The 12,298-nt window shown below is 73.2% G+C and carries 9 protein-coding genes and 1 tRNA gene; 2 read left to right on the plus strand and 8 right to left on the minus strand.

Annotated elements, in window-relative coordinates; genetic code table 11:
• Window positions 1-51 precede the first annotated feature (51 nt).
• From ACQP10_RS28585 to ACQP10_RS28610, 6 genes are all read right to left on the minus strand, one after another.
• Window positions 52-2,955, minus strand: a complete 2,904-nt coding sequence (locus tag ACQP10_RS28585) for a DUF5682 family protein (RefSeq protein ID WP_433540057.1) — start codon at window positions 2,953-2,955, stop codon at window positions 52-54.
• Window positions 2,952-4,067 carry an ATP-binding protein gene (locus tag ACQP10_RS28590; protein ID WP_179826557.1) on the minus strand — a complete coding sequence of 372 codons (1,116 nt, stop codon included), beginning with the start codon at window positions 4,065-4,067 and terminating at the stop codon, window positions 2,952-2,954. Before ACQP10_RS28590 ends, ACQP10_RS28585 begins: the two co-directional genes overlap by 4 nt.
• A gap of 29 nt (window positions 4,068-4,096) precedes the next feature.
• On the minus strand, window positions 4,097-5,569 hold the full coding sequence (locus tag ACQP10_RS28595; RefSeq protein ID WP_346023201.1) for a vWA domain-containing protein: 1,473 nt from the start codon (window positions 5,567-5,569) through the stop codon (window positions 4,097-4,099).
• Complete coding sequence (locus tag ACQP10_RS28600; RefSeq protein WP_390004663.1) at window positions 5,566-6,966, minus strand: hypothetical protein; 1,401 nt, start codon at window positions 6,964-6,966, stop codon at window positions 5,566-5,568. Before ACQP10_RS28600 ends, ACQP10_RS28595 begins: the two co-directional genes overlap by 4 nt.
• The gene (locus ACQP10_RS28605; RefSeq protein ID WP_390004666.1) at window positions 6,966-7,469 is read right to left on the minus strand and encodes a hypothetical protein; all 504 of its coding nucleotides are present in this window, start codon (window positions 7,467-7,469) and stop codon (window positions 6,966-6,968) included. The genes ACQP10_RS28600 and ACQP10_RS28605 overlap by 1 nt, the downstream gene beginning before the upstream one ends.
• A gap of 118 nt (window positions 7,470-7,587) precedes the next feature.
• Entirely contained in the window at window positions 7,588-8,346 is a 759-nt protein-coding gene (locus ACQP10_RS28610) for a TetR/AcrR family transcriptional regulator (protein WP_433540058.1), read from the minus strand.
• Between the two features lie 88 nt (window positions 8,347-8,434).
• Between ACQP10_RS28610 and ACQP10_RS28615 the strand changes: the two genes are divergently transcribed.
• The gene (locus ACQP10_RS28615; protein ID WP_390004673.1) at window positions 8,435-10,063 is read left to right on the plus strand and encodes an ATP-binding cassette domain-containing protein; all 1,629 of its coding nucleotides are present in this window, start codon (window positions 8,435-8,437) and stop codon (window positions 10,061-10,063) included.
• A 190-nt stretch (window positions 10,064-10,253) separates the two neighbouring features.
• Window positions 10,254-10,691 (plus strand): winged helix-turn-helix transcriptional regulator, encoded by a 438-nt coding sequence (locus tag ACQP10_RS28620; protein WP_390004675.1) that lies wholly within the window; start codon window positions 10,254-10,256, stop codon window positions 10,689-10,691.
• Window positions 10,692-10,724: 33 nt separating this feature from the next.
• Here the strand turns inward: ACQP10_RS28620 and ACQP10_RS28625 are convergent, their stop codons facing one another.
• Entirely contained in the window at window positions 10,725-11,597 is an 873-nt protein-coding gene (locus tag ACQP10_RS28625; protein ID WP_433540059.1) for an aldo/keto reductase family oxidoreductase, read from the minus strand.
• Between the two features lie 538 nt (window positions 11,598-12,135).
• Window positions 12,136-12,208: transfer RNA gene (locus tag ACQP10_RS28630), tRNA-Ala, on the minus strand.
• Window positions 12,209-12,298 lie beyond the last annotated feature (90 nt).

A 12,298-nucleotide genomic window follows, 5' to 3' on the forward strand; every position in this document is an offset into this window, starting at 1 on the left:
CCCGGGCGGTCCCCGCCGCCTGAGATCCCGGGGACGACCGGATCCGGGAGCTCAGCCGCCGAGCAGCGCCGCGACCGCGCCGGCCGTCTCCGGATACCGGCCGAGCAGCGCCCGCACCCGCTCCTCCCCCGCGTCCGGCACTCCGCCCGCGGGCCACTCCGGCCAGTCGGCCGGGCAGCCGAGCAACCCAGCCACGGCGTCGCACGCCGCCGGATGCCGGGCCAGCAGACCGGTCACCGGCCCGCTCGGCGCCGGCGCCGGCGCCGCCCGGACGGACAGGGCGGGCGCGGCCGGCCGCTCCCACGGCGGGGTCCACCCGTCCAGCTCGGCCAGCCCGCCGGGGAAGGTACGGCCCGCCTCCCGGACGAGCACCGGCACCAGCTCCGGCACGTTCCGGCGCAGCGTCGTGATCAGCGTCGGCAGCCACGGCAGCAGGACGGGGTCGGGCAACCGCGCGAACGCCTTGGACAGCGCCTCCACCACGAACGGCGCCAGGCCCGGAACGGGGTCGAGCGCCTGGACGAACCCGCTCAGGTAGAGCGGGAAGGCCGGGACGACCAGCGGGTTGTCCAGCAGCCCGTCGCACCGGGCGCGCAGCTCGTCCCGCGGCAGCAGGCCCAGCTGCGTCTCGGCCGCCCACAGCAGCGCCACCTTGGCCGGGGCCTCCGGGTGCGACTGCCGTACGGCCAGCTCCAGCTGGGTCCGGTCGCAGCCCAGCGACAGCGCCAGGCCCTCCATGGAGAACAGGAAGCCCAGCATCGCGCCGACCTGGCGGACGCCGGTGTCGTCGGCGAAGGCGGACGGCAGCAGCGTGCAGTAGTGGGCGTACCCGGCCGTGACGAACGCCTCGCACCAGGCCGGCAGGCCCGGCCCGGTGGCGCGGTGGTGGGCCAGCAGCCGCCGGATCCGGCGCAGCACCTCGGGGGCGTCGTCGACGGTGCGCTCGGCGGCCAGCAGCTCCACCGCGCGAGCGCCCAGCTCGTCGGCGAAACGGCCGCCGCCCAGGTAGAGGATGGCGTCCTCCACCGCCTCCAGCGCGGTCCCCGCGGTGGCCCGCGGGTCCCGCACCTTGCGGCGCAGCCGCTGCTCCAGCACCTGCTCGATGGTGACGCCCTCGTAGCCCAGCTCGACGATCGACCGCTGGTGGCGGCCGATCGCCAGGTCCCAGCTCTCCTGGATCGGCCGCTCGCCGAGGCGCCGCGCCCCCATGATGGGCCGGACCGCGTCGTCGGGCAGCAGGTAGCGCAGCATCCACAGCAGGTCCGAGCACGGCCGGAGCTCCGGGTTCGCCGTCAGGTCCAGCAGCACCCGCTGCTGGGTGCGCCGCCCCAGGTCGATCCCGAGCGGCTCCAGCCGGTCGTACACGTCACGGGCCAGCGGGGGAAGCGCCTCGTAGCCGACCACGCCGACCCGGTCGCCGCCCAGCAGGATCTCGCACAGGCGGCGGACGTCGCGGCGGCCCGGCACCGCGTCCTTCTCGATGCAGGTCACCGCGGCGTCGGCGAAGTCGTACGGCGTCGGCCTGGCCCGGCCGCGCACCCCGGCGAGCAGGATCGACGTCTCGAACACCGCGATGGCGTCGGCCGTGCTGGCGAGGTAGCCGTTGCGGCGGGCCAGCCGCACGATGTCCACGCACCACCCACGCAGCTCGTCCTCGTCCAGGCCGTCCAGCGCGGGCGGGGCGGCCAGGAACCCCGACAGCCGGTCGGGGGCCGGCTCCGGCGTGACCGGGTTCCCGCTCTTACCGGCCTTCCCGGTCCTCCCGGATCTGGCGCGGCCGCCCTGCTGACCCGCCAGCCGGTACGGTGTGACGCCGCCGCGGGCCGTGGCCTTGGCCCAGGTCGCCGCGGCGATCGACACCGACCCCTGGGCCAGGCCGAACTGGGCCTCGATGGCCGAGTGGCTGGAGGGGATGAGCCCGTACAGCCACTGGGTGGCCGTGCGGGGGGTGACGGTGTAGGGAGGCGCGGCGGACTCCAGGCCGAACTCGGCGACCCGGCTGACGGCGTGGAAGGCACCGCACACGTACAGGCACTCCGCCGGGTCGGCGCCGGACGCGGCGAGGTGCTCGCGGATCCGGGCCCACATGTAGCGCTCGCGTTCCTCGTCGACGGCCAGGCGGTCGCCGGACGAGGGGCGCAGCCGCCGGAACAGGCTGCCGACCAGCGCCATGGCCTGGCGGTAGGTGTCGTGGTCCGCGCCGGCCAGCGGCTGCTCGACGTACTGGTCCCACCACTCCGACCAGTGGCGGACCTTGCCGTGGTGCAGCAGGTACGCCTCCAGCTCGGCGAAGCCGGGCCGCAGGTCGCCGATCTCCACGCCCACGGCGTCGCCGTGCAGGGCCGCCTCCTCTTCCTGCCCGTCGTCCGCCTCACCGACCAGGCCACCGGCCGGGGAGGCCGTAGCGCCCGAAGGAGCCGGGGATCCCGGGGAGGCCGGGGAAGTACGGCCGTCCGGAGCGGCCCCGGGCCCGGCTTCGGCCGGCTCCCGGGGCAGCCACTGGAAGACGTGGTCCACCGAGCGGTCCACCAGCACCAGCTCGACGCCGGGGGTGTCGAGCGCGTAGGCGATGGCCTGGTACTCCGCCGACGCCTCGGTCACCGGCGCCACCACGCTGAGCGGGCCGGAGCCGGCCGGGAAGCCGTCCAGCCGGGTGGCGAACGCCTGCAGCGCCACCGGCAGCCTGCAGTTGCGCAGCTCGGAGAGCAGCGGCTGCAGGTCCTCGCACAGCTCCAGGTAGACGACCTTGGGCCGCTTGTCGCGCAGCCGCCGCGTCATGGCCAGCGCGGAGGCCGGCGAGTGGTGACACACCGGGAAGATCTCAAGCTTCTCGCCCAGCATCCGGTCGACGTCGTCGACCATGCCGGACAGGATGCCGGACAGGGCGTCCCCGCCGCCGGAGAACGCCTCGGCGGCGTCGAGGAGCTGCTCGCGCAGCGCGTCGAAGGTGCTCATGACAGCGTCGAGATCGCCTGGCGGCCACCCTCGAGGAAGCCGGTCCACTCCCCGCCGTCCTTGCGGCTGCGCGGCTCGACGACGCCGTGCCAGTACTTGTTCAGGATGGCGAGGTCCTCGGGGGAACGCCTGGCCAGCGAACCCACCAGGGCGCCGCCCAGCGTCTCGGCGCGCAGCGCGCGGTCGCCGAAGAAGTGGCTGTGCAGGATGGCGTCCTCCAGCACGCCGATCTGCTCGGCGGTGGACAGCGCCGACTCCAGCTTCTCATCCTCGCTCGCGGCCGACGCGGCGGCGGCGCGCAGGTCGGCGAAGCTCTGCAGCAGGACGTCCAGCAGCGTGGGCGGCACGTCCAGTTCGATGCGGTGCCGGCGCAGCAGCTCCGTGGTGCGGAAGCGGACGATCTCCGCCTCGCTGGTCCTGTTCGTCACCACCGGGATCCGGACGAAGTTGAACCGCCGCTTCAGCGCCGAGGACAGGTCGTTGACGCCCCGGTCGCGGCTGTTGGCCGTGGCGATGATCGAGAAGCCGGGCCGGGCGAACACGGTGTTGTCGGTGTCGAGCTCGGGGATGGACACGTACTTCTCGGACAGGATCGAGATCAGCGCGTCCTGCACGTCGCTGGTCGAGCGGGTCAGCTCCTCGAAGCGGCCGATCATGCCCCGCTCCATCGCCGTCATGATCGGCGAGGGGATCATCGACTCGCGGGACTGCCCCTTGGCGATGACCATGGAGACGTTCCAGGAGTACTTGATGTGGTCCTCGGTGGTGCCCGCCGTACCCTGGACGACCAGGGTGGAGTTGCGGCAGATGGCGGCCGACAGCAGCTCGGCCAGCCAGCTCTTGCCGGTTCCCGGGTCGCCGATCAGCAGCAGGCCGCGGTCGGAGGCGAGCGTCACGATGCTGCGCTCGACGAAGCTGCGGTCACCGAACCACTTCTGCGGGATCTCCCGGTCCAGGCCGTCGGAACGCTCGGAGCCGAGGATGAAGAGCCGGACCATCTTGGGGCTGAGCCGCCAGGAGAACGGCTTGGGCCCGTCGTCCACGGACTCCAGCCAGTCGAGCTCCTCGGCGTACTTCACCTCGGCGGGCGCGCGCAGCATCTCGTTGTTCATCAGGGGGTTCTCCTAAACGGGAAAAGTTCTCAGGCGAGGAAGTTCTTCAGCTCGAGGACGAGCTTGCGGATGTGGCCGGAGATGACCGGCGTGCCGAGGTTCTTGAGCTTCTGCCGGAACCACGGGTTGACGCTCTGCTGGCCGCCGCTGTTCACCGAGCCCACGGGGATGATCCGGACGCCGGAGCGGTGCAGCGCCTCCATCCCGGCGAAGACGGCGTCGCAGTTCCACTCGTAGAAGTCCGAGATCCACACGACCACGGTGTTGCGCGGGTCGGCGACCTTCGGCTGGGCGAGGGCCAGGGCGGCCGTGCCGTCGGTGCCGCCGCCGAGCTGGGTGCGCAGCAGCACCTCGAACGGGTCGTGCACCCAGGGGGTGAGGTCGAGCGCGCGGGTGTCGTAGGCGATGAGGTGCACGTCCACCTTGGGCAGCCCGGCGAAGATCGAGGCCAGGATGGTGCAGTTCACCATGGCGTCGACCATCGAGCCCGACTGGTCGACGACCACGATCATCCGGGCCGGGGTGGTGCGCTTGGCGGTGCGCCGGTAGTACAGCCGGTCGACGTAGAGCCGCTGGTCCTCGGGGTTGTAGTTGACGAGGTTCTTCCAGATGGTGCGCTCGACGTCGAGGTTGCGGAACACCCGCTTGGGCGGGATCGACCGGTCGATGACGCCCGCGCTGGCCTTGGCGACCTGTGTGCGCAGCACCTCGGCGACCTCGTCGACGAACCTGCGGATCAGCGCCTTGGCGTTGGCCAGCGCCACCCCCGACAGGTTGGCCTTGTCGCGCAGCAGCTGCTCGACGAGCGACATGCTCGGGGTGAGCCGCCTCGCCAGGGCGGGGTCGGCCAGGACCTCGCGCAGCCGCATGCGGCGGACCAGGTCGGCCTCCAGGTCGGCCAGCACCCCGGACAGCTCGCGGCCGCTCTCGCCGTACCCCGTGCCGGGGCCGTGTCCCGCGCCGTAGCCCGCACCGGGGCCGCCGCCGGGACCGGACCCGGAACCCGCGCCGGAGCCGGTGTCCGAGCCGGTGCCGGGCCCGCCGGAACCCGCCGCGGCACCCGGAGCACCGCCCGGAGCACCGCCCTGGGCGCCGCACGCCCCGAGGGCCTGCGTCAGCCAGCCGGCGTCCTGCTGCCAGGCCGCCAGCTGCGTCGCGGTGACGTCGCCCGTCCCGGTGCCGAAGACGTTGAGCAGCAGCTTCGACACCAGGGCGGCCCTGCGCACCTCGTCGCCGGGCACGTCCTCCCCCGCCGCGAGCAGGTTCCGGAACTCGTCGGCCAGCTCGGGGAAGCGCTGCACCAGCGTGTCGACCGACACCGAGGGGTCGAGCAGCGCCGCGGGCAGGCCGAGGTCGCCGACGACCGCCATGCTCGCGTTCTCCAGCGCGGGCTGCTCGTCGTGGTCGAAGAGGCGGGCGAGGAGCCGCCAGTAGAGCACCTGCCGCCGGTTCCGCGCGGCGCCCGCGGGGAGGCCGTCGTCCGTGAGGATGTCGTCGCTCATTTCCGCAGCAACCGCCCGGCTCGCTCGCGCAGCACCGCGACCGGGTCCCCGGCCCTGGCCTCGGCCTTGACCGCCTTGGGATCGGTGGGGCCGAGCGCCCAGTCGCCGGTGGCGACCTCGACCGTCTCCTTCTTCACCTTCGCCTGTACGGCGAGCGGCTGCAGCAGCCAGCGGCCGCCGTCCCAGCGGATGAGCCCGACGCACGCCGTGGAGCCCGCCACCAGCTTCGGGGTGAGCGGGCCGCAGGCGGGCAGCCGCTCGGTGTCCACGGCGAGCACGCCGCCGCCCAGGTCGAACGAGCCGTCCTTGGTGACCCGGTAGTCCTCCACCAGCACGGGTTCGGCGACGCGCACCGGGACGCGGTCCAGGGGCGGCACCGCCGGGGCGAGCGCGCCGGCGAGGTGCAGCCGGGCGGTGGTGAAGGGGTCGGCCGGCTTGCCCGGCAGGGCCCGGTCGTCGTCCCAGAGCAGGTCGCCGCTGTCGAGCAGTGGCAGGTCCGTGACGTCCAGGCAGCGGCGGTCCGCCAGCGCGGCCAGCAGCGCGCCGTGGCGGTGCGGCAGCTTCCACACCGCGGGACCGGTGATGGTGTCCACCTTCGCGACGGTGACGCCGGTCCGCACCAGCCTGGGCCGGCCGCCGCCGGTGGGTTCCAGGACGGCGTGGACCTGGAACTGGACGGCGGTGCCGTGCTCGTGCACGTCGACGCCGAGGATCAGCAGCCGCCCCGACACCGTCTCCGCGGGCCGGGGGGCGCCGGACGGGACGGCGTCGTGCGACAGCAGCACGGCCCGGGTCCACAGGTCGGCCCAGCGGCGGACCGGCAGGTGCTCCATCGTGCCGACCGGGCAGGAGGCGCGCAGCTCGGCGGCGAGGCCGTCCAGCAGCACCGCGAGCCTGCGCCGCCCCGGTACGGCCAGCAGCGCCTCGACGACCTGGTCCGCGGCGGAGACGAGGTCGTGGTCGACGCCCCGCCATCCGGTGATGGCCAGTTCGCGCAGCCAGGAACGGGCCCCGCCGAGCGGACTCCCCTCGTCGCCGTCCTCGGGTTCCGGCCCGGCGCTCCAGGAGGCGCGCTCGCGGCCCAGCGCCGCGTCCAGGTCCGCGAGCAGGGCGTCGTGCACGGCGCCGAGCAGCGCGGCCCGGCCGCCGGCCAGGGCCGTCAGGTGGTCCTCGGTGATCGAGCCGGAGGTGACCCCGGCGGCGGCCTCGGCCAGCCGTCCGCCGATCGGGGTGGCCGTGAACGCGCCGGCCAGCGCGGCCAGCGCCTCGGCGCGTTCCTCGGCGAGCCGGGCCAGGCCGTGCACGAGGGCGTCGTCGAAGCCGGTCACCAGGTCGAGCGCCTCCCCGGTGCCCTCGGGGTCGCCGTCGAGCAGTGCGGCCAGCTGTACGGCGAGCATCAGGCCACCGTCCCCGAGGCCGGGAACCAGTGCAGTTCGGGGATCGGCACGCCGGTGTCGGGGACCTCCAGGTAGGCCAGGTGGCGCAGGAAGCGGCTGAACACCATGGCGGCCGGGGCCGGCTCGTGGGTGCCGTTCAGGCATTCGATCAGGTCGGCGCCCTCCGGGACGTCGGCCCGCAGGTACCGGGCCACCCGGCCGGGGCCGTACTGCAGCACCGCCTCGGCGGCGAGGGCGCGCAGGTGTTTGCACGGCGCGCCGTACAGGCCGCCGCACGGGCGGTTGTTGTTGGTGCTGCAGTTGTAGGCGTGGGTGCCGGCGGCGATGGAGGAGACGTAGACCCGGCTGATGTCCGAGCCGCTCGACACCACGCCCTGCAGCCGGCCGTCCGCCAGCTCGACGAAGGGCACCTTCGCCAGCTTCCGGGGCTGGACGGGCGGCACCACCCGCACCCTGCTCAGATGTTCCCGCACGGCTCCGCCGCCGGGTGAACGTTCGATCATGGTCAGGGAACGTAGTAGGTCGCTCCGACAGAAATCCGCGAAAAGGGCGTCCCGCCGCCGCGAAGATGTCCCACCGAAACGCAGGCGCTCCGCCGGGAACGGACCGGCGGGCCCGCCCTCACGCTCGTGCCGCGCCGTCCGCGCCGTCCGCGCCGTCGCCGGTGGTGGCCAGGCCGGCCTCGATGCCGTCGAGGAGCCAGGTCAGGCCGATGGCGAAGCCGGTGTCCCAGTCGCCGTCCGTGGCGAGGGGGCCGTGGGCGGCGAGGGCGGGGTAGCGTTCCCGGTCGGCGCGCAGGCGCTCCCGGGCGGCCCGCCGTACCTCCTCGTCCGCGTCGGCCAGCCAGGTGGACTGCATCAGCGCCGAGCCGATGACGTAGTTGGACAGCCCGTACGCGGCGGCGGTGAGACGGGGCTCGACGACACCGGCGTCCAGAAGGGTGGCGTACAGGAACTCGCTGCGGGCCAGCACGTTGGGGCCCAGCATCGGACGGCCCAGCAGCGCCGCCGACCAGGGGTGCCTCAGCAGGACCGCGCGCCATCCGTTGATCAGAGCGGTGACGCCGGCGCGCCATCCCCGGCCGTCTCCCGGAGGGATCTCGACCTCGGCGAAGATCATGTCGAGGGCGAGGTCGAGGACGTCGTCCTTGGTCTTGACGTGCCAGTACAGCGTGGTGGAACCGGTGCCGAGCCGCTCCGCCAGGCGCCGCATGGTCAGCCGGTCGGCGCCCTCGGCGTCCAGAAGGGCCACGGCCTCCTCGACGATCCGGTCCCGGCTGAGCGGCAGGGCCTCGCGGCCCGTCCGCCCCGATGACCGCAGCCACACGTCCCCCGCCGAGCCCGGGCGGTGTGTCGCGGGTCCCCTCTTGCTCGTGCTCACGGGGACGAGTCTAGTATGGCGATCGGGCACCGGATCATTGATCCGGTACCTGGAACACTGATCCTGAGCCGAGCGTGAAGGAGCCGCCGTGGCTGGCCATGTCGAGGTCGACCGGCTGACCTACGTGCTGCCGGACGGGCGGCTGCTCCTGCACGAGGTGTCGTTCCGCGTCGGCGACGGGGCCAAGGCCGGGCTGGTGGGGCCGAACGGCGCGGGCAAGACCACCCTGCTGCGGCTGATCGCCGGGGATCTGCGGCCCGACGACGGCCGCGTGGTCTCCTCCGGCGGCCTCGGTGTGATGCGGCAGTTCGTCGGCGGCGTCCGCGACGACCGGAGCGTCCACGACCTGCTGCTGTCGGTGGCGCCGGAGCGGGTCCGCGCCGCCGCCGCGGCCCTGACGCGGGCGGAGGCGGCGCTCTCGGCCCGCGACGACGAGGAGACGCAGCTGGCCTACGCGCAGGCCGTCGCCGACCACGCCGACGCCGGCGGCTACGACATGGAGGTCGTCTGGGACGTCTGCGCCACCGAGTCCATGGGACTGCCCTACGACGCGGTGCGGGACCGCCCGGTGGCCACGCTGTCGGGCGGCGAGCAGAAACGCCTCGTCCTGGAGGCCCTGCTGCGCGGCCCGGACGAGGTCCTGCTGCTGGACGAGCCGGACAACTATCTGGACGTGCCCGGCAAGCAGTGGCTGGAGGCCCGGCTGCGGGCCACGGACAAGACCGTGCTGCTGGTCTCCCATGACCGCCGGCTCCTGGCGGAGACCGCCGACCGCATCGTGACCGTGGAGGACCGGGGCGCCTGGATCCACGGCGGGGGCTTCGCCACCTACGCCAGGGCACGCGAGGAGCGCATCAACCGCCTGGAGGAGCGGCGCCGTCGCTGGAACGAGGAACACGCGAGGCTCAGACGGCTGGTGAGCACCCTGCGGCAGACGGCGGCCGGCAACGACGCGGTCGCCTCGTCGTACCGGGCCGCGCGCACCCGGCTGAGCCGCTTCGAGGAGGCCGGTCCTCCGGAGCGCCCGCCCAGGGCGCAGAACGTGCGGATCCGGCTGCGCGGCGGCCGCACCGGCAAACGCGCCGTCATCTGCGAGGACCTTGAGCTCACCGGCCTGATGCGGCCGTTCGACACCGAGATCTGGTACGGCGAGCGCGTCGGGGTGCTCGGCTCCAACGGCTCGGGCAAGTCCGCCTTCCTGCAACTGCTGGAACAGGCCGCGGACGGCGCGGTGCCCGCGGTGCCGCACCGCGGCTCGGTACGGCTCGGGGCGCGGGTGGCGCCCGGCCGGTTCGTGCAGACCCACACCCGGCCCGACCTGCACGGGCGCACCCCGGCCGAGCTGGTCATGAGCGGTCACGCGCTCACCCTGAACGAGGCGATGGCCGCCCTGGCCCGCTACGAGCTGGCCCCCGCCGCCGGCCAGCGGTTCGAGACCCTGTCGGGCGGCCAGCAGGCCCGGCTGCAGATCCTGCTGCTGGAGCTGTCCGGCGCCACACTGCTGCTGCTCGACGAGCCCACCGACAACCTGGACCTGGCCAGTGCCGAGGCGCTGCAGCAGGGCCTGGCCTCCTTCTCCGGCACCGTGCTGGCCGTCACCCACGACCGCTGGTTCGCCGCCGATCTCGACCGCTTCCTGATCTTCGGCGCCGACGGGACCGTGTACGAGAGCACCGAGCCGGTGTGGCACGAGGGCCGGGTCGAGCGCCCGCGCTGAGGCCGTGACGCCGCGGACGCCCGGACGCGTCCGCCGATGGCCACGCCGACCGGGAAAACGACGAGATCCCGCCCGATCGAGCGGATGGTGGTGCCTGACAGCGCCTTGCACCATAGTGGGTGGGTAGCTTCCTAATGGGAAGTAGTCACTTCAGAGTGCGTGGGGCACTCACCGGTGAGAGGAGCGGCGGATGGCGACGATGTCGGCGGCCCAGCGCAGGGCACAGGCCAAGGCGGAGTACAACGCCTTCGTGGCGGCCTGCCCCAGTCGCAAGCTGCTCGACCGGATCTCCAACAAATGGGTCACGCTGATCATGGCCGCGCTCGGCGGCGCACATCGGCCGGGCGCCGACTGCGCCGGCGAGCCCGGGGCAATGCGCTACTCGGAGTTGGCCCGGCTGCTGGCCGGCGTCAGCCAGAAGATGCTCACTCAGACGCTGCGCTCCCTGGAGCGCGACGGCCTGGTGGCCCGCACCGTGGTGCCGACCGTGCCCGTCACGGTCTCCTACGAGCTGACCGAACTCGGCCTGTCGCTGCATGAGACGATGCGCGGCGTCAAGGCCTGGGCCGAGGTGCACATGGACGATGTGCTCGCCAACCGCGAGACCTATGACACCCGCGTCACCTGAGAGGGCACCACGCCACGTGATGCCCTCTCGCCGTCAACGGCCGATCTCGTCCAGTTCGGCGAGATCCTCGTCGGAGAGCGGGAGTCCCGCGCCCGCGACGTTCTCACGCAGGTGCGCCACCGACGAGGTGCCGGGGATCAGCAGGATGTTCGGCGACCGCCGCAGCAGCCAGGCCAGGGCGACCGACATCGGCGTCGCCTCCAGCCGGGAGGCCACGGCCGTGAGCGCCGAGGACTGCAGCGGGGTGAAGCCGCCGAGCGGGAAGAAGGGCACGTAGGCGATGCCCTGCTCGGCGAGCTCGTCGATCAGTTCGTCGTCCTGGCGATGGGCGAGGTTGTACATGTTCTGCACGCACACGATCGGCGCGATCGAGCGTGCCTCGGCGACCTGTTCCGCCGTGGCGTTGCTCACGCCGAGGTGCCGGATCAGGCCCTGCCGCTGGAGTTCGACGAGGGTCTCGAACGCCTCGGCGAGTGAGCCGGACCGGGGGCCCTGAGCGTCGCCGAGGCGGAGGTTGACCACGTCCAGCGTCTCCAGGCCGAGGTCCCGGAGGTTCTCGTGGACGGCGCGGCGCAGGTCTTCGGGCCGCCGGGCCGGAGGCCAGCCTCCCTCCTGGTCCCGGACCGCACCGACCTTGGTCACGATGCGCAGCGAGCCGGAGTACGGGTGCAGCGCTTCGCGGATCAGCTGGTTGGTGATGTGCGGTCCGTAGGCGCCGGAGGTGTCGATGTGGGTGATGCCGAGGTCGGCGGCCTCGCGCAGGACGGCGAGTGCGCCGTCGCGGTCGGCGGGCGGCCCCATGACCCAGGGGCCGGCGAGCTGCATGGCGCCGTAGCCGAAGCGGGTGACGGTCAGGTCGCCCAGGGCCCAGGTGCCGCCGGGAAGGGAGATGGAGAGCGTGCTCATTGCCTTGCCTTTCGTACCGGGCGGAAGGATGGTTCCTAAAAGCGCCTTGCGCCATCATGGGCACGTAGCTCCCCAATGGGAAGTGGGAACTTCAGAGTGCGTAGGGCACCCGCAGGCGAGAGGGGAGGCGGCGACGATCATGCTGCCGTTCCTCCATCGGGCCCGCACCGCCGGCGTGCACCGCGCGGTGCTGCTGAGCTCCTCGGCCGTCCCCGAAGGCGGCCCGGCGGTGGGAACGGTGCACCGGGCCCTGCCCGACCTGTTCGAACAGTGGGCGGTACTGCGGCCCTCGTGGTTCATGCGGAACTTCACCGGCACGCACGCGCACGCCCGCGGCATCCGCGACGAGGGCATCTGGACCGCCGCCGAAAGCGGCCGGGTCGGCTTCGTCGACGCCGAGGACGACGTTCCAGGACGATCAGCGGTTCTCCCCCGCTGCGACACCACCGGTCGGGAAACGGCGAGATCCCGCCCGATCGAGCCGATCGGACGGGATCTCGTCAACCACCTTCGGGCCATCTCAGGAACGGCCCTTCTGTGGAGCTATGGGGATTCGAACCCCAGACCTCCTCCATGCCATGGAGGCGCGCTACCAGCTGCGCCATAGCCCCTCGGTGCTCCGCCCGGCCTTCACCCGGCGGCACCAAGCCAGTGTATAGGACATCGGACCGTGAGCCGTACTCGATTCGGCGCCCCCGGAA

The sequence above is a fragment of the Streptosporangium sandarakinum genome (assembly GCF_050942225.1).
Classification (GTDB): Bacteria; Actinomycetota; Actinomycetes; order Streptosporangiales; family Streptosporangiaceae; genus Streptosporangium; species Streptosporangium nondiastaticum.